This is a genomic window from Rhodococcus sp. 11-3, from assembly GCF_023704055.1.
Lineage (GTDB): Bacteria > Actinomycetota > Actinomycetes > Mycobacteriales > Mycobacteriaceae > Rhodococcus > Rhodococcus aetherivorans.
The window spans coordinates 5,971,301-5,990,868 of sequence record NZ_CP080406.1; the positions used below are offsets into that span (position 1 = coordinate 5,971,301).

A 19,568-nucleotide genomic window follows, 5' to 3' on the forward strand; every position below is an offset into this window, starting at 1 on the left:
TCGGCCCGCGCGCCCCGGCGGAGAAACCGCCTCCGAGCTGCGGCGATACGGCACCCCTCAGGAGCCCGCGCGCCGCCAGGCCCGGAACGTCAGCCCCCACGCCGCCACGCACCCGAGCAGCACCAGCGACGGGACCACCCCGGGCGAGGCGGACAGCAGCTCGGCGACCGCACCGACCAGCGCCAGCAGCGTGACCATGGTCAGGAACCCGAGCAGCAGCTCGAGCCGCTGCCGGCGCGACGGCCGGCGGCTCACGACTTGACGCCGCCGGCGGTCAGGCCCGCGATGATGCGACGCTGGAAGATCAGCACCATCACCACCAGCGGCACCATCACCAGGGTGCCGCCCGCCATGATCGACGCATACGGCGTCACATACGGGTCGGTCCCGGTGAACCGGGCCATCGCCACGGTCACCGGGGCGGTCTTCTCGCTCGACAGCTGCGACATGAGCAGGAACTCGTTGACGGTCGCGATGAACGCGAGGATCGCGGTGGTGAACAGCGCCGGCGCCGCGAGCGGCAGCATGATCATCCGGAACGCCTGGCCCCGGCTGGCGCCGTCCATGCGGGCGGCCTCCTCGAGCTCCCAGGGCAGCTCGGAGAAGAACGAGGTCAGCGTGTAGATCGTCAGCGGCAGCACGAACGAGATGTTCGGGATGATCAGGGCCTTGTAGCTGCCGATCCAGCCGATGTCGGTGAACAGCTGGAACAGCGGCGTCACCAGTGCGACGACGGGGAACATCGATGCGCCGAGGATGATGCCGGTGACGAAGTACTTGCCGCGGAAGTCGAACCGGGACAGCGCGTAGGCGGTGAAGACACCGACCAGCAGCGCGATCGCGGTGGTGGCCCCGGCGATGATCACGCTGTTGAGCAGCGCCCGGGAGAAGTTGACCTTCGCGGACGGGTCCAGGGCGTCCGCGAAGTTCTGCAGCGTCGGGTTCGTCGGCCACGGCGTGGTGCTGAACGTGTCCGCCGGGTCGCGCAGCGCGGTGACGATCATCCAGTAGCACGGGGCCAGGCCCCACACGACGATGAGTGCGACGCCGGCGTAGGTGCCGATGCTGCCGCGCAGGGCCTTGCCGGTGCCCGGTCGGCTCATGCCGGGGTCCCCTTCCGCTGTTCTTCCTGCGTGCGCACCGCGTTGGCGCCGAGGAACCGGACCAGGACGAACGCCACCGCGAAGATGATGAGGAACGTGATCGTCGACAGGGCCGACGCGGAGTTCGCGCCCTGGCGCATCTGGTCGACCACCAGCACCGAGATGGTGGAGGTGGCCGGGTTGGAGCCCATCATGATGGCGGGCAGGTCGTACATGCGCAGCGCGTCCATCGTGCGGAACAGGATCGCGACCATGAGCGCCGGCTTCACCAGCGGCAGCGTGATCTGGGTGAACCGCTGCCAGGCGGACGCGCCGTCGACCTTGGCGGCCTCGTACACGTCCGACGGGATCATCTGCAGCCCGGCCAGGATGAGCAGCGCCATGAACGGAGCGGTCTTCCACACGTCGGCGACGATGATCGCGAACCGCGCGGGCCACGGGTCGGCCGTCCACAGGATCTCGGTGCCGAGGATCTGGTTGGCGATGCCGTCGTTGGCGAAGATGAAGAACCACAGCTTCGCGGTGACCGCGGTGGGGATCGCCCACGGCACCAGCACCGACGCGCGCAGCAGGCCGCGACCGCGGAACGACTTCGCCATCACCAGCGCCATCGCGAACCCGATGACCGTCTCCAGCGCCACCGTCACCACGGTGAAGAAGAAGGTGTTGCCCACCGAACCCCAGAACTGCGAGCCGAGGGTGCCCGGCGGGCACGGGATCGAGCCCGTCGCGGTGCCGCAGCTCTGCGTGATCCAGCGGACGTAGTTCTCGACGCCGACGAAGCCGCCGGTGACGAACCGGCCCGTCTCGGGATCGAGCTTCTTCGCGTCGCCGTGGAACGACATCCACACCGCCCGGCCGAGCGGATACAGGATGACGACGGCCAGCACGACCAGTGTCGGCGCGACGAACGCCCACACCGGTATCCGCCGGCGCGCCTTCACTGCCGCGGCCGGCGGCTCGGGGGGCTCGGGAGCCCGGTGCCGGCCGCCTCCACGGCCACGGTCGGGACCGATCACTGCGGTCCCGACCGTGGTGGTGGGCGACTGGTCCGCGGGCTCGACCTGCGGCTTCGCCATGTACTACTCCTGCATCAGTTGCCGGCGGTCTCGATGCCGGCCTTGGTGTCCGCGAGCGCCTGATCCACCGTCTTCTCACCGCGGATCGCCGCGTAGGCGTTGTCGCGGATGGCCTTGGAGACCTGCGAGTAGTACGGGGTGACCGGACGCGGCTGCGCGTTGGCCAGGGATTCCTTCAGCGTCGCGAAGTACGGGTACTGCTCGAGGATCTGCGGGTCGTCGTAGACCTCCTCGAGGACCGGCGCGCCACCGGCCTCGGCGTAGTAGGTCTGCGACTTGCGCGTCTGCATGAACTCGAGGAAGTCGCGGGCGGTCGCCGGCGCATCGGAGAACGCGCTGATGCCGACGTTGTAGCCGCCCAGGGTGGAGGCGCCGGGGCCGTCCACGCCCGGCAGCACCGCGATGCCGTAGCGGCCGGCGACCGACGAGGACTCACCGTCGGTGAAGAAGCCCGGCCAGGTGCGCATGAACAGGGCGCGGCCCTCGCCGAAGGCGTTCTGCGACTCGCCCTCGGTGTACGTCTGCGCGGCCTCGGGGATGGTCCCGTCCTTGAACGAGTCGACGACGAACTGCAGCCCCTCGGCGGTCTTGTCATCGATGGCCGGCGTGGTGCCGTCCTCGGCGACGAAGCTGCCACCGTAGGCGTTGACGATCTCGGAGACGTTGACCGTCAGGCCCTCGTAGTTCTTGAACTGGCCGACGTAGCAGTCGATGCCCGCCTCCTGCGCCTTCGGGCACTGCTCCTTCAGCTCCGCCCACGTGGCGGGGGCCTTGTCGACCAGGTCGGTGCGGTAGTACAGGAACGCGCCGTTGGTGTTCTTCGGCGCCGCGTACAGGGTGCCGTTGTAGGTGGCGGAGTCGACCGTGGCGGGCAGCAGGCCGCCGGTCTCGATCGCGTAGTCACCCTCGAGCGGCCGCAGCCAGCCGTTGGCCGCGAACTCGGCGGTGTTGGTGACGTCCACGGCGATGAGGTCGTACTCGTCGCTCTGGGCCTGCATGCGCTGGGTGATGTCGTCGCGCTGCTGGTCCGCTTCCTTGCCCAGCGGCTTGAAGGTGACCTGCTCGTCCGGGTGCTCCGCGTTCCAGTCGGCGATGATGCTCTCGAGCGCCGTGTTCAGCGGATCCTGACCCTCGACGATCGTGATGGGGCCGCGGCCCTCACCGCCGGCGGCGGTGCCCCCTTCGCTGCCCGAGTCCGAGCCGCCGTCGGAGGAACAGGCCGTGAGCACCAGCAGCGACGCGGCGGACGCCGCGACCGCCGCGCGGCGCATCGCCTTCGAGTTCAGAATCATGAATGACTCCCCGTTGAGATCGTGAGAAAAGCCTCGTCGGCGGCACCCGGCCACCGACATCGGCCCTTACTCTGGCATGGAGGGCACCGGAGTGCAGGGATTCCGCGCGACCTTGATCGGTTCCGTGTCGTGCCCTGCCGCTAGGCTCAGCCCAGGCGACGTCCGTCGGATGTGGTGAAGACGTGCACCTGGTCCGGGTCGAACCGCAGGTGCACCCGCTCGCCCTTGTGGGGCGGATTGCGCCAGTCCCCGCGCGCGACGACCTGCTGCGGGCGGCCGGCGATCTGGGCGCGGCCGTAGATGTAGGCGTCGGAGCCGAGTTCCTCGACGACGTCGACGTCCATCCCCAGGCCGTCGGGCGCGATCTCGAAATGCTCGGGACGGATGCCGACCACCACCTCCGACTCGGTGACCCGGCCGACGACGTCGCGCGGCACCTGCACGGCGGTGTCGCCGAGCATCACCCCGCGGTCGAAGACCGGCAGCCTGAACAGGTTCATCGCCGGCGAGCCCATGAATCCGGCGACGAACACGTTGGCGGGCTTGTTGTAGAGCACGCGCGGCGACGCGCACTGCTGCAGAATCCCCTTGTCGAGCACGGCGACGCGGTCGCCCATCGTCATGGCCTCCACCTGATCGTGCGTGACGTAGACGGTGGTGGTGCCGAGGCGGCGCTGCAGCTGCGCGATCTGGGTGCGGGTCTGCACGCGCAGCTTCGCGTCGAGGTTGGACAGCGGCTCGTCCATCAGGAACACCTGCGGCTGGCGGACGATGGCGCGGCCCATGGCGACACGCTGCCGCTGCCCACCGGACAGCGCCTTGGGCTTGCGGTCGAGGTACTGCTCGAGGTCGAGCATCTTCGCGACCTCCTCGACCCGTGCGCGGATCTCCGCCTTCGGCGTCTTGGCGAGCTTGAGGGCGAAGCCCATGTTCTCGGCGACGGACATGTGCGGGTAGAGGGCGTAGTTCTGGAACACCATCGCGATGTCCCGGTCCTTGGGCTCCTGCGCCGTGACGTCGCGGCCGCCGATGAGGATGCGTCCGCTGTGCACCTGTTCGAGTCCCGCGAGCATCCGCAGGGAGGTGGACTTGCCGCAGCCGGACGGGCCGACCAGGACGAGGAACTCGCCGTCCTCGATCTCCAGGTTCAACGCGTCGACGGCAGGCGTGGTCGACCCGGGGAACAGACAGGTCGCGTGGTCGAAGGTCACTGGGGCCATGGCAGGAGAATAGGCGACCCCGTCGCCGTGGTGTCCTTTCGGATCACCACGGGTCCGAAAGGGCACCACGGCGTAGCCTGCCTGGGTGAGTTCGGAGAAGATGCTGACCCGCATCGGTGGCCTGCTCCGTCAGGCGGAATCCACCGACAACCCCCACGAGGCCGACGCGTTCCTCGCCGCCGCGCAGCGGCTGGCCACGGCGGCGTCGGTGGATCTGGCGGTGGCGCGTGCCCACACGGCGGGCCGGGAGCGCCGGGCCACCCCCGTGCAGCGCCTGATCACCATCGGCGAGGCCGGCCGGAAGGGGTTGCGGACGTACGCGCAGCTGTTCCTGGCGATCGCCGCCGCCAACGACGTCCAGTGCGACATCACCACGACGTCGACGGTGATCTACGCCTACGGCTTCGCCTCCGACATCGACGTGTGCGAGGCGCTGTACTCCTCGCTGCTGGTGCAGATGGTCCGCGCCTCCGACGCGTACCTGCGCTCGGGCACCTACAAGGAGGAGACGACGGTGCGCACGGTGGTCGAGACCCGCGGGGGACGGCGGGTGCGGGCCCGGGTGCGCCGGCCCGTCGCGGCCGTCACCGCGCGGCTGAACTTCCAGTCGGCGTTCGCGGCGCGGATCGGCCGGCGGCTCGCGGAGGCGAAGCAGGACGCGGAGCAGGAGGCGGCGGCCGCCGCACCGGGCACGGCCCTGGCACTGCGGGACAAGCAGATCGAGCTGCGAGACTTCTACCGCAGCACGTCCGAGGCGCGCGGCAGCTGGCGCGGGCCGGGGGTGGGGGTGGGGCACTCGTCCGACGCCCGTCGCGCGGGGGACCGGGCGGGACGGCAGGCGCGCCTGGGAACGACTCCGGAACTGCCGACTCCGGCCCGGCGGTTGCCGCGGTGACCCGGCTGCGCGACACCCAGAGGACCGCCGTCTACGAGGCGGAGTCCTTGGTACGCAAGATGTTCGACCGCGCCGACGAGCGCGGACTCCGGGTGGTGGAGCTGGCCGGGTCGCAGGTGACCCTGCCGGTGGAGCGGCGCTTCGCCTCCATTGATTCCGTCCAGGCGTACGTGGACTCGGTGCTGGCGTTGAACTGGGTGCGGGCGCGCTGGTCGCGGGCGTCGGTGCGGGTGCGCGTCCGCGCACGCGCCGGCCATGCCGCCGCTCACTACGAAAGCGATTGCGCCACAATCGCGCTCCCGGAGCACCGCGCGAACACCGCGTGGGCATTCCGCGAGCTGGTGGTGCTGCACGAGCTGGCGCACCATCTGGATGCGTCCGATCCGGACGATCCGGCGGAGCCGCCGCACGGGCCCGCGTTCGTCGACCGGTTCCTGACCCTGGTCGGCGAGATCATCGGGCCCGAGGCGGCGTTCGCCCTGCGCGCCTGCGGCTTCGCCGCCTGCGAATGACACCCGCCGGCGGCGCGCCGGGAGGCTCAGCGGAGATCGGAACGATGTGACCTGTTCTTGAATCGTCCTTGGGCATTCCTTACCGCGTGGGTGAGGTTGTCGCCGAACTGCTTGACGCGCCCGGAGACCTGGCCGCGCCTGCCCACGCTCTGCAGGTTCTTGTTTCCGGTCCGCTTGCCCAGGTTGTACCGGGTCTTGCCGACCACTTCCTCGGCCTTGTGCATCACCTTGTTGGCGAGGTGAGCCATGGTGCCCTCCTTAGCATTTCTGCGGGGACGGAGCCGCGCCCCGTCGAGGGTGGTCATACCCTCGGGGTGCCGCCGGGAAACACCTCCGGGACATACCGATCAGTCCTTTATCACACCCTGATGGTGCCGCACGCGCATTCCTGTTGATCGTCAGCGAACCGATGTTTGAAATGCGTAGTGTGGGCTACACCACATTCGAACCGCACCGCGGGCCCGACGCACCGGACCAGACATCGTGCGCAGCCGAGAACCTGCCCGCATCGCGGCCACTTGCAGGCGAAGGAGAATGGTCATGAAAGGTGGGGCACGAGTTGCCGCCGGGGTGAGTATCGGGTACTTCCTCGGTCGCACGCACAAGATGCGGCTGGCGTTGATGCTCGCGGGGGCAGGCCTGACGGGACGCCTGCCCAGCAACCCGCAGGACATCCTCAAGCGTGGGGCCTCGATGGTCGGGTCCTCACCGGAACTCGTCAAGATCACCGATTCGGTTCGTGGCGAACTGATGAGCGCCGCCCGCGCGGCCGCGGTCACCGCCGCGAGCAACCGGATCGATTCGCTCAACGATCGGCTCCAGCAGCGCGCCGCCGGACGTTCCAAGGCTGCCGAGGAGGAGCCGGAGGAAGAGGAGTACGCCGACGAGGGACCCGAAGACGAGTACGCCGAAGGCGAATACGAGGAGGAGCCGGCCGAGGAGTCCGCCGAGGAGGAGGAGTACCCGGAAGAGGAAGCCGAAGAGGAAGAGGCCGACGAGGAGGAAGAGGGCGCTCCGGAAGAGGCCGAGGAAGCCGAGGAGGAAGAAGCCGAGGAGGAGGAGGCCCCGAAGCCCGCGCGGCGGCGGCCCGCCGCCCGACGGCGTACCGCGGAATCCGCGAGCCGTCCCAAGGCATCCCGGGCCAAGTCGAAGCCACAGGAACCGGACGAGGCCGGCGACGAGGACGAGGAGCCGTCGAAGCCCCGGCGGCGCAGCACCCGCGCCGCGGCATCCGCCACCGGACGCGCTCCGGTCCGGCGGACGAGGAAGTGAGTCCGATGACGCGAACACTCGGAGAGGCCACCCGCCGGCTGGGCAAGACCGCCACGGAGACCGTGGGCAAGGCCGGCAAGACCGCCGCCGGCACCGCGGGACAGGCCGGTAAGACGGCCACCGGGGCGGCCGGCAGCGCCGGCAAGGCGGTGCAGGACCTCTCACCCACCAAGCACCTGCAGAAATCACTGCAGGGTCTGGCCGGAACGTTTGCCGAGCGTGCCCTGTCGGCGGTCTCCGACAAGGTGACCGGGACTGCCGGGCGCCTCAACGACTATGCCGAGGGCGGGGGCGGGAACCTGCTCGGAGCGGTGACCGGTGTGCAGAAGTCCGGCGAGGGCGAGTCGCGGTTCAGCGGAGCCATGGAGAACATCAAGCAGACCGCCAAGGACAAGTTCGAGGACGTGAAGGAATCCCTCGGCGGAGGCGGCAAGGGTAAGGGCGGCGGCGGCAAGAAGATCAAGCTCACCAATATCGTCGAACAGGTCGACGTCGGCGTTCCGATCCGGCTCGCCTACGACCAGTGGACCCTGTTCGCGGACTGGCCGAAGTTCATGAAGAAGGTCGAGCAGGTCGAGCAGGCCTCGGACGAGAAGCTGCAGTGGACCGGCAAGGTGTTCTGGTCCCGGCGCAACTGGGAGTCGACGATCCTCGAACAGGTTCCGTTCGATCGGATCGTGTGGCGCTCGAAGGGCGCCAAGGGCTACATCGACGGGGCGGTGACCTTCCACGAGATCACCGACAACCTGACCCGCATCATCATGGTGCTCGAGTACCACCCCAAGGGGCTGTTCGAGAAGACGGCCAACCTGTGGCGAGCCGTGGGACGACGAGCACGACTGGAGCTCAAGCACTTCGAACGCCATGTGATGACCGAGGCCGTCCTGCACGCCGAGGACATCCAGGGCTGGCACGGCGAGATCCGCGACAGCGAGGTCGTCAAGGACGACGAGACCGCCCGGCGCGAAGAGGAAGAACAGGAGCAGGAGGACCAGGAGCAGGACGTCGGGGACGAAGGCGCGGAGGACGAACTCGCCGAGGACGAGACCGAGGACGAACTCCCCGAGGACGAGACCGAGGACGAGGAGGAACTCCCCGAGGACGAACTCTCCGAAGAGGAGGACGAGGAGGAGCTCCCCGAGGATCAGGACGAGGAAGACGAGGGCCTGCAGGACGAAGCCGACGAGGAGCCGGAGGAGGAACCGGCACCCGCACGTCGACGGCGCGCGGGCACAAGCACCCGCAAGGGTGCCAGGCGAGGAGCACGCACATGACCATCCAACCCGCCGGCGGCGGCGGCGGAGGTGGCGGCGGCACGATGGCCCGCCCCAACTCCTCCGGTCTGGCCGACGTCATCGACACCATCCTGGACAAGGGACTCGTCATCGACGCGTTCGTGCGGGTGTCGCTGGTGGGCATCGAACTGCTGACCATCGACGCACGCATCGTGGTGGCCAGTGTCGATACCTATCTGCGGTTCGCCGAGGCGGTGAACCGGCTCGAGATCTCGCAGAACGAACCGAAGGGCCTGCCCGACCTCGTCGGTGACATCACCCAGGGCGGGGCGAAGCACAAGACCAAGGGCGCGCTCGAGGCCGCGGGCGAGAAGGTCATGGACTTCCTCGGCGACGTGGAAGACAAGCGGCAGACGGCCAGCCGACCGAAGAGAAGGGGGGATTGATGTCCACCGATCAGGCCGCAGAGGCACCCGAGAGCGAAGGCGGGCAGAGCACCGCGATGTACGTCTACGGCATCGTGCCGGCCGACGTGGAGCCCGAGGAGCACGCGAAGGGCGTGGGGAAGCCCCAGAGCGACGTTGCGGTGGTGCGCCACGGCGACATCGCCGCACTGGTCAGCGAGATCTCGGTCGACCGGCCGCTCGGCACGCCCGACGATCTGAAGGCGCACGCGGAACTGCTGGACGGTTCCGCGGCCGTCGCACCCGTGCTGCCGCTGCGGTTCGGGGCGGTGATGACGGATGCGGAGGCGGTGGAGCGGGAGCTGCTCGAGGAGAACCACGACGAGCTGAAGGCAGCACTGGACGAGCTCGAGGGGCGTGCGCAGTTCGTGATCAAGGGCCGCTACGTCGAGAACGCGGTCCTGCGCGAGGTGCTCGACGAGAACTCCGAGGCCGCCCGGCTGCGCGACGAGATCCGCGACAAGTCGGAGGACGCCACCCGCGACGCCCGCATGGCTCTCGGGGAGATCATCAGCCAGGCGATCGAGTCCAAACGCGCCGAGGACACCCGCCGGGTGATCGACGCCCTCGAGGCCCTCGAACCGATGGTCAACGAGCGGCAGCCCACCCACGAGGAGGACGCGGCCCACGTCGCCGTCCTCGTCGAACTCGACCGTCAGGGCGAGCTCGAGGAGGCGGTGGGTTCGCTCGCGCACGAGTGGGACGGCCGGGTCGAGATGACGCTGCTGGGCCCGATGGCGGCGTACGACTTCGTGATGAAGCGGGAACCGGAGGGCTGACACATGGGACTGATCTCGTCCATCCTCTTGTTGCCGCTCGCCCCGGTCAAAGGCGTGCTCTGGCTCGGCGAAGTCATCCAGGACCAGGTCGAGCAGACACTCCACGACCCGGCGACCATTCGGAGGGAACTCGAGGAGATCGACGAGGCGGCGGCGGCCGGTCGACTGTCGGAGGACGAGAAGGAGAAGGCGCAGCAGGCGGTCCTCGACCGCATGATCCGGCCTGGCGGCGGTACGGCACCCGCCGGGGGGAGTGAGAACCTGTGAGCGGCAGGGCGACGCCCGAGGATTCCGACGACGTCTACGACGACGACGAGCAGCCGCCGCCCCTGACGGCAGGGGAGGCCGCCGCGGCCGCCCTCGAGCACCTCGTGGAGCTGACCTCGAAGGAGCCCCAGGGGGCCACCTCGGTGGAGCCGGCCGATCACGGCTGGACCGTGGAGATCGAGGTGCTCGAGGATCGGCGCATCCCGTCGTCGGCGGACATGCTGGCCCTCTACGAGGTGGAGATCGACCTGGACGGAAACCTGCTGGCATACCGCCGAACCAAGCGCTACGGCCGCGGCAGCAGCGACATCGGCGAAAGGGCCCGGCGATGACCGTGATGGGGGGCAGCTCGTCGCCGCAGCCGTCCGGGGGCGGTCACCAGTCGACGAACCTCGGCGACATCCTCGAGCGGGTCCTCGACAAGGGCCTGGTGATCGCCGGCGACATCCAGGTCAATCTGCTCGACATCGAGTTGCTCACCATCAAACTGCGGTTGGTGATCGCCTCCCTCGAGACGGCGAAGGCCGTGGGCATCGACTGGTGGGAGTCGGATCCGTGGCTCAGCAGCAAGGCCCGCAACCGCGAGATCGATCGGGAGGACGACAAGCTGGAACTCGAGAACCGGCGGCTGCGCGAGCGGATCGCCGAACTCGAGTCCGGGCAGGGCCGCGAGGCCGTCGAGAGCGCTCGCGTGGAAGAGGAGGATCGTGACTGACGGAACCGGAGTGTGGTTGTACGCCGTGACGGACGACGGGCTCGCCGAGGAGGACCTCGGCGAGCTCACCGGCGTCGCGGGAGAAGCGGTGCGCGCCGTGACCGCCGGGGGGCACGCCGCCGTCGTTGGTTCGGTGCCGCTCGAGGTGTTCGGGGAGGAGCCGTTGCGGCACAACCTCGAGGACCTGCAGTGGCTCGAGGCGACGGCCCGGGCGCACGACGCCGTGGTGTCCGCCCTCGTGCGGCGGGGTGCGGTGATCCCGCTGCGCCTGGCCACCGTCTATCTCGACGACGCCCGCGTGCGCGATCTGCTGGACGAGCGGCGTGCGAACTTCGAGTCGGCGCTGGCCCTGGTGACCGGCCGCACGGAGTGGGGGGTCAAGGCGTACGGCGACCGGCGGGCCCTCGCCGACGCGGTGGCGGAGGCGCAGATCGCGGGCAGCGCCAAGGGCTCCGGCACCGCCTACCTGCTCCGTCGCCGCGCCCAGCTGTCGGCGCAGGAGTCCGTCGAGCGCGACGCCGCGGCCCGTGCCGACGAGATCCACTCCCGGTTGGTGCGGCAGGCCGCCGCCGGCCGGCGTCAGGCCGCGACGGATCCGGCGCTGAGCGGCCGGCGGGACTGGATGGTGCTCAACGGCACGTATCTGGTGGACGACGACCGCGCGGACGAGTTCGCGGCGACGGTCGAGGAACTCGGCAAGGAGTTTCCCGGGATCCGGCTCGAGCTGACCGGGCCGTGGCCGCCGTATTCGTTCGCCGGTGTGGAGCGGACATCCACATGAATCACGTCAGCGAGAGCGCCGACGGCGAGCGCCGCATCGCCCTCATCGACCTGCTGGACCGGGTGCTCGCCGGCGGGGTCGTCATCACCGGCGACATCAAGCTGTCCATCGCGGACGTCGACATGGTGCAGATCTCGCTGCGTGCCCTGATCTCGTCCATCAGTACGCTGTCGGTCACCGGGATCGAACCGCCCGTCCCCCGCGACGCCCTGGAGGCGCCGGATGAGTGAATTCGACGGCATTTCACCGCGTATCGACTCGGATCCCGAGTCGGTCGAGCGTGGGCTGGTCACGCTCGTCCTCACCCTCGTGGAGCTGCTGCGGCAGCTGATGGAGCGGCAGGCGCTGCGGCGCGTGGAGGAGGGGGACCTGAGCGACGAGCAGATCGAGCGCATCGGCACCACCCTCATGCTGCTCGAGGAACGCATGGGGGAGTTGCGTGACCACTTCGGGCTCACCCCCGAGGATCTCAACATCGACCTCGGACCGCTGGGGACACTGCTGCCCCGGGAGTGAGCCCGCGCCGCTCACATGCCGGCGACCTCGATGCGGTCGTGATCCGCGACGGCCCCGGCGAGGATCCGCACGTGATCCTCCACGGTGCCGAGCGTGTGCTCGATCGCGGTCAGCCGGCTCACGTAGTGGCCGACCGGGTATTCGGCGGTGATGCCGATACCGCCGTGCATCTGGATCGCCTCCTGCCCGACCTTCCGTGCCGACCGGCCCACCTGCAGCTTGGCCCGCGACCCGATGGTCGGGTCGACGATGCCGTCGGCGAGGGCCATGGTGGCGTACAGGCTCATGCTCGACGCCAGTTCGAGCAGCACGTACATGTCGGCCGCGCGGTGGGTCAGGGCCTGGAAGCGGGCGAGCGGGGCGCCGAACTGCTTGCGCTGCTTGAGGTAATCGGTCGTCAGGCGCAGCGTCTCGGCCAGCGCACCGACCGCCTCCGCGCACAGGGCGGCCTGGGCCCGTACCTGGGCGGCGGTGATCGCCGCCGTGGCGTCCACGGCCTCGCCGAGCGGCACGGCGACGGCCGAGTCGAGGACGAGTTGCGCGGCGCGGCGCTCGTCGTGGGTGCGGTACGCGGTGCGGGTGACGCCGGCCGCGTCGGCGTCGACGAGGAACAGCCCGGCACCTCCCTCGGGAAGGCGGGCGGACACGACGAACGTCTCGGCGCAATCCCCGTGCAGCACAGGGTTCTTGCGGCCGGTGAGGGACCAGGCGTCGCCGGTGCGGGCGGCGGTCGTGGCGATCTCGGTGGCGGGCCACCGGCTGCCGGGCTCGTCGTGGGCGAACGCGAGCAGCAGCGCGCCCTCGGACAGCCGCGGCAGGAGGTCCGCGCGCTGCTCGTCGGTGCCGACCTCGGCGACGAGGCCGCCCGGCAGGAACACCGCATTCAGCAGCGGTTCGGGGGCCAGGGCTCGGCCGATCTCGCCCATGACGGCCATGACCTCCACCGGTCCGGCGCCCATTCCGCCGTGCTCCTCGGCGAACGGCAGGCCGAGCACGCCGAGTTCGGCGAGCTGGCGCCACACCTCGTCGCTCCAGCCGCGGTCGGTGTCGGCGACCTTGTTACGGGTCTCGGTGTCGTAGGTGCCCGAGAGCACGTCGCGGACGGTCTTGCGGAGCAGGTCCTGTTCGGTATCGAGTTCGAAGTTCATGACAGTGGCTCACAATCCGAGGATGGAGGAGGCAATGATCGAGCGCTGCACCTCGCTCGACCCGCCGTAGATGGACACCTTGCGGTAGTTCAGGTAGGTCGGGGCGGTGTGCTGCGCCCACTCCGGCGAGTCGATGCCCGCGGCGCCGACGGGCAGCGAGTCGGGTCCGGCGATGTCGGTGAGCAGTTCGGTGACCGCCTGCTGCAACTCCGAGCCGCGCAGCTTCAGCAGCGACGACGCCGGATTGGGCTTGCCGTCGGCGGACCCGGCGACCACCCGCAGCTGCGTGAGCTCGAGCGTGAGCAGTTCGTTCTCGAGCTCGGCGAGGCGCGCGGCGAACAGCGGATCGTCGATCAGGGTGCCGGATCCGGTCCGGGTCTGCGCGGCGAGCTGCTTGGCGCGGGCGAGCCGCACCTTGGTGGCGCCGACGCGGGCGATGCCGGTGCGTTCGTTGCCGAGCAGGAACTTCGCGTAGCTCCAGCCCGCGTTCTCCTCGCCGACCAGGTTCTCGGCGGGGACCCGCACGTTCTCGAAGAAGACCTCGTTGACCTCGTAGCTGCCGTCGACGAGCTTGATCGGGCGGACGGTCACGCCGGGCGTGGTCATGTCGATGAGCAGCATCGAGATGCCGGCCTGCTTCTTCGGTGCATCCGGGTCGGTGCGCACCAGGCAGAAGATCCAGTCGGCGTGCTGGGCGAGGGTGGTCCACGTCTTCTGGCCGTTGACGATGTAGTCGTCGCCGTCGCGCACCGCGCGGGTCTTCAGGGAGGCCAGGTCGGAGCCGGCCTCGGGCTCCGAGAATCCCTGGCACCACCAGATGTCGAGGTTCGCGGTGGCGGGCAGGAAGCGCTCCTTCATCTCCTGCGAGCCGAACTGCGCGATCACGGGACCGATCATGGACGCGTTGAACGGCAGCGGATCGGGCACCGAGGCGAGCTGCATCTCGTTGAGCCAGATGTTTCGCTGCACGGGGGTCCAGTCCTTGCCGCCCCACTCGACGGGCCAGTTCGGCACCGCCAGACCCTTGGCGTTGAGGATCTGCTGGCTCCGGACGACCTCGTCGCGGTCCAGGTGCCGGCCGGCAGCCACTTTCTCTCGGATCTCGGCGGGGAACTCGGTGGTGAAGAACGTGCGCAGTTCGTCGCGGAACGCGAGCTCTTCGTCGGTGAGCTTCAGGTTCATGGGGGCCTTCCGTCACGGTTGTGCCTGTGCGAGCGCAGCATGGGACCACGGCCCGATCCCGTTTTCACGCTGCATGATTCGCGGAGGGATGGGGGCTCGTTCGCCCTGGTGCTGCGTACACCCGTACTGTAACTTGACACTGTTAGGTTGTCCAGGCCGACCCCCGGGACCGACCCCCGGACCGACGCCGAGGAAGGAGCGCCGATGGCACGACCCCGTACCCCGCTGCTCAGCCGCCCGCTCATCCGCGAGACCGCCCTGCGCCTCGTCGACGCGCACGGACTCGACGAACTGTCCATGCGCAAGATCGCCGCCGAGCTCCATGTCAGCGCGCCGTCGCTGTACAGCCACTACTCGAACAAGGACGAGCTGCTCGACGACATCGCCGACCAGGTCGGCGAGTCCGTCGACATCAGCGGATTCGACACCGAAGACTGGCAGGAGGCGCTGCGCGTCTGGGCGAGGTCCTACCGCGCCGCTCTCGCCGAGCACCCGAACCTCGTACCGTTCCTCGCGCGCAGCCCGGGCCGGCGCGAGGTCGCCCTCGATCAGGCCAACGCCGTGCACGGCGGCCTGACCCGGGCCGGGTGGCCGCCACGGACCGCGACACTGATCGGCGCGTCGATCAAGTACATCGTCGTCGGCTCGGCCATCGCCTCGTTCTCGGGCGGCTTCCTCGACGACCTCACCATCTACCGGGAGCGCTATCCCCATCTGTCCCAGGCACACCGGCTGCGCGAGCACGCGGACGAGATCGACCGCGACGGCTTCGAGCTGGCGCTCGAGTCGTTCCTGCAGGGCCTGGCGCAGCGGTTCGCGAGCCTCACCGGCGCGGACCGCTGACCGGTCTCAGGTACGGCGCAACCGCACGAACCGCAGATGCCGGCCCGCCGCCCGGTAGTCGGCCTCGCTGCCGTCGACGTCGAAGCCCATCGCCGCGCACAACCGCGGCGCGACCTTCGGGTGCCGGCGCCCGTACCGCGCCATGAACTCCGCCGCCTCCTCCGGATCGAGGAACTCCGCGGCCACCGCGACCCGTTCGCGGCCCGACTCGATCCGCGCCGCGGGATGCGCCCGCAGGTTGCGGTACCAGTCGGTCTGCTTCCCGAAGCCGACGGCCACGACGAATCCACCGGACGTGTCCTCGTGGTTCACCACCTCGAGCACCGTCTGCCGCGGCAGTCCGCTGCGCCGGCCGACGTGGTGCAGCAGCAGGAACCGGCGGCCCAGCACCCGCCCCAGCCCGATCCGGTAGAGGTGGATCGGAGCGCGCAGGAATCGGCGGCGCAGTCCGGTCGGTGGTGCGGCAGGCTCGGTGATGCGCATTCCTTCACTGTGCGCCCGATCCGTCCGCTGCACCACCGGGACGCCCACACGGATCGGCTGCGGGACCGGCGCGACGGCCCTACCGTTGACTCATGCACCGTCCCATTCGCATCGGTCTTCAACTGCAGCCCCAGCATCAGCCCGACTACGGGAAGATCCGCGACACCGTGCTCCGCGCCGAGGACGCCGGCGCCGACATCGTCTTCAACTGGGACCACTTCTATCCCCTCTCCGGGGACCCGGACGGCGCCCACTTCGAATGCTGGACGATGCTCGGCGCGTGGGCCGAACAGACCGAGCGCGTCGAGATCGGAGCGCTCGTCACCGGCGGCGGCTACCGCAATCCCGATCTGCTCGCCGACATGGCCCGCACCGTCGACCACATCAGCGGCGGCCGGCTCATCCTCGGCATCGGCGCGGGCTGGTTCGAGAAGGACTACGTCGAGTACGGCTACGACTTCGGCACCAAGGGTTCCCGGCTGAAACTGCTCGGCGAATACCTGCCCCGGATCACCGCGCGGCTCGCGAAGCTCAACCCCCCGCCGACCCGGCACATCCCGCTGCTCATCGGCGGCGGCGGACCCCGCAAGACCATCCCGCTGGTGGCGCAGTACGCCGACATCTGGCACAGCTTCGGGGACCTCGACACCCACACGGAGAAGGCGGAGATCCTCGCGGCGCGCTGCGCCGACGCCGGCCGCTCACCGAACGAGGTCGAGCGGTCCGTGCCGTGGCCCGGAACCGCGCACGCGGCCGCCTTCGTCGATGCGGGCGTCACCCTGTTCACCGTCGGTGTCGGCGGTCCCGACTACGACCTGAGCGGCCTCCTCGAGGCGATCGGGTGGCGGGACGAGAACTCCGCACCGCCGCTGTCCGGGCTGGCCTGACCGGGCGGCTCCAGGGCCGGGATGCGGCAACCGGGCGGTCCGGTTCCCGGCTGCCTGCGCGCACATCGTCGTTGCGTCCGCCTGGTCACTCTGTTTACTGTAGTTGAAGCCACGTATGGTCGACCCCCGCGGAAGGCGGTGAGCGGCGTGAACCCTGAAGGCGTGTGGATCGCCGGTGGATACCAGTCCGACTTCGCGCGGAACCTGACCCGGGAGGACCGGAACATCGCGGACCTCGTCGCGGAGACGGTGACGGAAACGCTGCGCGACGCCCGCATCGACGTCGCCGACGTCGGGGTGATCCACGTCGGCAATGCCTTCGGACAGCTCTACACCGGCCAGGGACACCTCGGCGGCATGCCGGCCTCCGTGCTGCCCGAGCTGTGGGGGATCCCGGCCACCCGGCACGAGGGGGCCTGCGCGTCCGGCTCCCTTGCCGTGCTCGCCGCGATGGCCGATCTCGAGGCCGGGCGCTACGACTGCGCCCTCGTGCTCGGCGTCGAACTCGAACGGTGCGTCCCCGGCGACGCCGGCACCCGGGTCATGAACGCCGCGGCCTGGGTGGGACAGGAAGGCGCCGACGCGAAGTACATGTGGCCGTACATGTTCGACAAGATCGCCGACGAATACGACCGCCGCTACGGCCTCGACGACGAGCACCTGAGGGCGATCGCGGAACTGAACATCCGCAACGCCCGCGCCAATCCGAATGCGCAGACCCGCAACCGGACCTACGGACCCGGCAGTTTCGGCCCGGACGAGGCCGCCAATCCGGTGGTCGAGGGACGCCTCCGCAGGACCGACTGCAGTCCGCTGACGGACGGCGCCGCGGGCATGGTGCTGCTGAGCAACCGCTACCTGAGCCGGCACCCACGCACCGTCGACGACATGTCCCGCATCCTCGGCTGGGGCCACCGCACGGTCGGACTGTCCTTGTCCGGCAAGCTCGCCCGCGACGGCGACGATCCCCTCGTCATGCCCCACGTGCGCGCCACGATCGTCGACGCGTTCGAGCGGAGCGGCATCGGCGGCGTCCGGGACCTCGACCTGATCGAAACACACGACTGCTTCACCGTCAGCGAATACCTGGCCGTCGACCACTTCGGGATCACCGCCCCCGGCCGGAGCTGGCAGGCGATCGAGAACGGCGACCTCGAAATCGGCGGCCGCATCCCCATGAACCCCAGCGGGGGCCTTCTCGGCGGCGGGCATCCGGTCGGCGCCACCGGAGTCCGGATGCTGCTGGACTGCCACCGCCAGATCACCGGCCGCGCCGGCGACTACCAGGTCCCCGGCGCCACGCGAGCCGCGACCCTGAACATCGGCGGAAGTACGACCACCACGGTCAGTTTCGTCGTCGGCTGAAAGGACATCCATGGAACTCGAGATTCTGGGACGGGCACTGTCCACCCTGCCCGCGGACGACGACCACCCGTACCGCACCGGTCCGTGGCGCCCGCAACACACGGAGCGGCGTGCCGACGACCTCGAGGTGATCGGCGACCTGCCGGCCGACCTCGACGGCGTGTACCTGCGCAACACCGAGAACCCGGCGCACCCGGCACTCGAAGGTCTCTATCATCCCTTCGACGGTGACGGCATGATTCACGTCGTCGGATTTCGCGACGGAAAAGCCTTCTACCGTAACAGATTCGTGAAGACCGACGGCTTCCTGGCCGAGCAGGAGGCCGGTGGCCCGTTGTGGGCGGGCATCGCCGAACGGCCGCAGAACTCGATCCGCCAGGACGGCTGGGGCGCCCGCGGCCGCATGAAGGATGCCTCCAGTACGGACGTCACCGTGCATCGCGGCGTCGCCCTGACCAGCTTCTGGCAGTGCGGGGACCTCTACCGCCTCGACCCGACCACGCTCGAGACCCTCGGCAAGGCGACGTGGGACGGCCGATTCCCCTCCGACTGGGGCGTTTCCGCGCATCCCAAGGTCGACGTCCGCACCGGCGAACTGCTGTTCTTCAACTACGGCACCGACGCCCCGTACCTGCACTACGGCGTGGTCGACGCCGACGATCGGCTGGTGCACTACGTCGACATCCCCCTGCCCGGCCCCCGCCTGCCCCACGACATGGCGTTCACCGAGAACTACGCGATTCTCAACGACTGCCCCCTGTTCTGGATCCCGGAGGCCCTCGCGCGCGGCAGGTACGTGCCGCGCTACCACCCCGACCTGCCGATGCGGCTCGGCGTGATTCCCCGGCGCGGCCGTCCCGACCAGATCACCTGGTTCGACGCCGACCCGACCTACGTGCTGCACTGGACCAACGCCTACGAAGACGGCGACGAGATCGTGCTCGAGGGATTCCATCAGGAGACACCGGAACCGCCGGACGACGGCACCGGACCGATCTACCGGCGGCTGTTCCGTTCGCTGGCGCTCGACCGCATGGGCACCCACCTGCACCGCTGGCGGCTGAACCTGCGCACCGGCTCGCTCACCGAGGAACGGCTGTCCGAGTCCGTCACCGAATTCGGGATGATCAATCCGCATCACGGCGGCGTCCGCCACCGCTACACCTACGCCGCGACGGGGGTGCCGGGCTGGTTCCTCTTCGACGGCCTCGTCAAACACGACGTGCAGACGGGGGCGGAGGAGCACTACTCGTTCGGCGAGGGCGTCTTCGGCAGCGAGACCGTGATGGCGCCCCGCACCGGGTCGGCCGCCGAGGACGACGGCTACCTGATCACGATCACCACCGACATGAACCGGGACCGGTCCGAATGCCTGGTCTTCGACGCGCGGCAACCGGGGGACGGACCGCTCGCGCGGATCGGACTCCCCGAACGGGTCTCGAGCGGCACCCACTCGACCTGGGCGGCGGGTTCGGACCTCCCGGGGTGGCGGGACGCGGACCGGGCAGGCGACGTCCTGAACCTATGATC

The 19,568-nt window shown here is 69.6% G+C and carries 25 protein-coding genes; 16 read left to right on the forward strand and 9 right to left on the reverse strand.

Going from position 1 to position 19,568, the window contains the following annotated elements; all coding sequences use genetic code 11:
• Positions 1–57: 57 nt before the first annotated feature.
• The 5 genes from KZJ41_RS27620 to KZJ41_RS27640 form a co-directional block, all read right to left on the reverse strand.
• Positions 58–255 carry a hypothetical protein gene (locus KZJ41_RS27620; RefSeq protein ID WP_006932283.1) on the reverse strand — a complete coding sequence of 66 codons (198 nt, stop codon included), beginning with the start codon at positions 253–255 and terminating at the stop codon, positions 58–60.
• Positions 252–1,103 carry a carbohydrate ABC transporter permease gene (locus KZJ41_RS27625; protein ID WP_006932281.1) on the reverse strand — a complete coding sequence of 284 codons (852 nt, stop codon included), beginning with the start codon at positions 1,101–1,103 and terminating at the stop codon, positions 252–254. The genes KZJ41_RS27620 and KZJ41_RS27625 overlap by 4 nt, the downstream gene beginning before the upstream one ends.
• Entirely contained in the window at positions 1,100–2,182 is a 1,083-nt protein-coding gene (locus KZJ41_RS27630) for a carbohydrate ABC transporter permease (protein ID WP_029546719.1), read from the reverse strand. The genes KZJ41_RS27625 and KZJ41_RS27630 overlap by 4 nt, the downstream gene beginning before the upstream one ends.
• Before the next feature lie 14 nt (positions 2,183–2,196).
• Positions 2,197–3,474, reverse strand: coding sequence for an ABC transporter substrate-binding protein (locus KZJ41_RS27635; RefSeq protein ID WP_006932272.1), 1,278 nt, complete (start codon positions 3,472–3,474; stop codon positions 2,197–2,199).
• 146 nt (positions 3,475–3,620) lie between these two features.
• Positions 3,621–4,694: an ABC transporter ATP-binding protein gene (locus KZJ41_RS27640; protein WP_029546720.1), complete on the reverse strand. Its 1,074-nt coding sequence runs from the start codon at positions 4,692–4,694 to the stop codon at positions 3,621–3,623.
• 85 nt (positions 4,695–4,779) lie between these two features.
• Between KZJ41_RS27640 and KZJ41_RS27645 the strand changes: the two genes are divergently transcribed.
• Both KZJ41_RS27645 and KZJ41_RS27650 read left to right on the forward strand, forming a co-directional pair.
• Positions 4,780–5,589, forward strand: a complete 810-nt coding sequence (locus KZJ41_RS27645; protein ID WP_065923284.1) for a DUF2786 domain-containing protein — start codon at positions 4,780–4,782, stop codon at positions 5,587–5,589.
• Positions 5,586–6,101: a TIGR04338 family metallohydrolase gene (locus KZJ41_RS27650; RefSeq protein ID WP_006932256.1), complete on the forward strand. Its 516-nt coding sequence runs from the start codon at positions 5,586–5,588 to the stop codon at positions 6,099–6,101. The genes KZJ41_RS27645 and KZJ41_RS27650 overlap by 4 nt, the downstream gene beginning before the upstream one ends.
• 26 nt (positions 6,102–6,127) lie before the next feature.
• On the opposite strand, the gene KZJ41_RS27655 is transcribed toward KZJ41_RS27650, so the two are convergent.
• Complete coding sequence (locus KZJ41_RS27655) at positions 6,128–6,349, reverse strand: CsbD family protein (protein ID WP_029546723.1); 222 nt, start codon at positions 6,347–6,349, stop codon at positions 6,128–6,130.
• A 292-nt stretch (positions 6,350–6,641) separates the two neighbouring features.
• On the opposite strand from KZJ41_RS27655, the gene KZJ41_RS27660 reads away from it, so the two are divergent.
• From KZJ41_RS27660 to KZJ41_RS27705, 10 genes are read left to right on the forward strand one after another with little or no spacing between them, the layout of a single operon-like run.
• A complete protein-coding gene (locus KZJ41_RS27660; protein WP_029546724.1) occupies positions 6,642–7,373 on the forward strand; it encodes a hypothetical protein in 732 nt (243 codons plus the stop codon).
• Positions 7,374–7,378: 5 nt separating this feature from the next.
• The gene (locus KZJ41_RS27665) at positions 7,379–8,647 is read left to right on the forward strand and encodes an SRPBCC family protein (protein WP_006932243.1); all 1,269 of its coding nucleotides are present in this window, start codon (positions 7,379–7,381) and stop codon (positions 8,645–8,647) included.
• Positions 8,644–9,054 (forward strand): gas vesicle protein GvpJ, encoded by a 411-nt coding sequence (gene gvpJ, locus KZJ41_RS27670; protein WP_006932242.1) that lies wholly within the window; start codon positions 8,644–8,646, stop codon positions 9,052–9,054. Before KZJ41_RS27665 ends, gvpJ (KZJ41_RS27670) begins: the two co-directional genes overlap by 4 nt.
• The gene (locus KZJ41_RS27675; RefSeq protein ID WP_006932240.1) at positions 9,054–9,851 is read left to right on the forward strand and encodes a GvpL/GvpF family gas vesicle protein; all 798 of its coding nucleotides are present in this window, start codon (positions 9,054–9,056) and stop codon (positions 9,849–9,851) included. Before gvpJ (KZJ41_RS27670) ends, KZJ41_RS27675 begins: the two co-directional genes overlap by 1 nt.
• A gap of 3 nt (positions 9,852–9,854) precedes the next feature.
• The gene (locus KZJ41_RS27680) at positions 9,855–10,118 is read left to right on the forward strand and encodes a gas vesicle protein GvpG (RefSeq protein ID WP_006932239.1); all 264 of its coding nucleotides are present in this window, start codon (positions 9,855–9,857) and stop codon (positions 10,116–10,118) included.
• Positions 10,115–10,450, forward strand: coding sequence for a gas vesicle protein (locus KZJ41_RS27685; RefSeq protein WP_006932231.1), 336 nt, complete (start codon positions 10,115–10,117; stop codon positions 10,448–10,450). Before KZJ41_RS27680 ends, KZJ41_RS27685 begins: the two co-directional genes overlap by 4 nt.
• Positions 10,447–10,833 (forward strand): gas vesicle protein GvpJ, encoded by a 387-nt coding sequence (gene gvpJ, locus KZJ41_RS27690; RefSeq protein WP_050036172.1) that lies wholly within the window; start codon positions 10,447–10,449, stop codon positions 10,831–10,833. The genes KZJ41_RS27685 and gvpJ (KZJ41_RS27690) overlap by 4 nt, the downstream gene beginning before the upstream one ends.
• A complete protein-coding gene (locus KZJ41_RS27695) occupies positions 10,826–11,614 on the forward strand; it encodes a GvpL/GvpF family gas vesicle protein (protein WP_065923283.1) in 789 nt (262 codons plus the stop codon). Before gvpJ (KZJ41_RS27690) ends, KZJ41_RS27695 begins: the two co-directional genes overlap by 8 nt.
• Entirely contained in the window at positions 11,611–11,844 is a 234-nt protein-coding gene (locus KZJ41_RS27700; RefSeq protein WP_065923282.1) for a gas vesicle protein, read from the forward strand. The genes KZJ41_RS27695 and KZJ41_RS27700 overlap by 4 nt, the downstream gene beginning before the upstream one ends.
• On the forward strand, positions 11,837–12,130 hold the full coding sequence (locus KZJ41_RS27705) for a gas vesicle protein K (RefSeq protein WP_065923281.1): 294 nt from the start codon (positions 11,837–11,839) through the stop codon (positions 12,128–12,130). Before KZJ41_RS27700 ends, KZJ41_RS27705 begins: the two co-directional genes overlap by 8 nt.
• Before the next feature lie 11 nt (positions 12,131–12,141).
• Here the strand turns inward: KZJ41_RS27705 and KZJ41_RS27710 are convergent, their stop codons facing one another.
• Both KZJ41_RS27710 and KZJ41_RS27715 read right to left on the reverse strand, forming a co-directional pair.
• Positions 12,142–13,278 (reverse strand): acyl-CoA dehydrogenase family protein, encoded by a 1,137-nt coding sequence (locus tag KZJ41_RS27710; protein WP_065923280.1) that lies wholly within the window; start codon positions 13,276–13,278, stop codon positions 12,142–12,144.
• Between the two features lie 9 nt (positions 13,279–13,287).
• On the reverse strand, positions 13,288–14,460 hold the full coding sequence (locus KZJ41_RS27715; RefSeq protein WP_029546726.1) for an acyl-CoA dehydrogenase family protein: 1,173 nt from the start codon (positions 14,458–14,460) through the stop codon (positions 13,288–13,290).
• Between the two features lie 204 nt (positions 14,461–14,664).
• Here KZJ41_RS27715 and KZJ41_RS27720 point away from each other — a divergent pair, with 204 nt between their 5' ends.
• Positions 14,665–15,303: a TetR/AcrR family transcriptional regulator gene (locus KZJ41_RS27720; RefSeq protein ID WP_065923279.1), complete on the forward strand. Its 639-nt coding sequence runs from the start codon at positions 14,665–14,667 to the stop codon at positions 15,301–15,303.
• Between the two features lie 6 nt (positions 15,304–15,309).
• Here the strand turns inward: KZJ41_RS27720 and KZJ41_RS27725 are convergent, their stop codons facing one another.
• Complete coding sequence (locus KZJ41_RS27725) at positions 15,310–15,786, reverse strand: nitroreductase family deazaflavin-dependent oxidoreductase (protein WP_050036175.1); 477 nt, start codon at positions 15,784–15,786, stop codon at positions 15,310–15,312.
• Positions 15,787–15,878: 92 nt separating this feature from the next.
• Here KZJ41_RS27725 and KZJ41_RS27730 point away from each other — a divergent pair, with 92 nt between their 5' ends.
• The 3 genes from KZJ41_RS27730 to KZJ41_RS27740 all read left to right on the forward strand — a co-directional run bounded on the left by KZJ41_RS27730 (position 15,879) and on the right by KZJ41_RS27740 (position 19,566).
• A complete protein-coding gene (locus KZJ41_RS27730; protein ID WP_029546728.1) occupies positions 15,879–16,673 on the forward strand; it encodes an LLM class F420-dependent oxidoreductase in 795 nt (264 codons plus the stop codon).
• 138 nt (positions 16,674–16,811) lie between these two features.
• A complete protein-coding gene (locus KZJ41_RS27735) occupies positions 16,812–18,038 on the forward strand; it encodes an acetyl-CoA acetyltransferase (RefSeq protein WP_084648699.1) in 1,227 nt (408 codons plus the stop codon).
• A 10-nt stretch (positions 18,039–18,048) separates the two neighbouring features.
• A complete protein-coding gene (locus KZJ41_RS27740; protein WP_029546730.1) occupies positions 18,049–19,566 on the forward strand; it encodes a carotenoid oxygenase family protein in 1,518 nt (505 codons plus the stop codon).
• Positions 19,567–19,568: the final 2 nt, after the last annotated feature.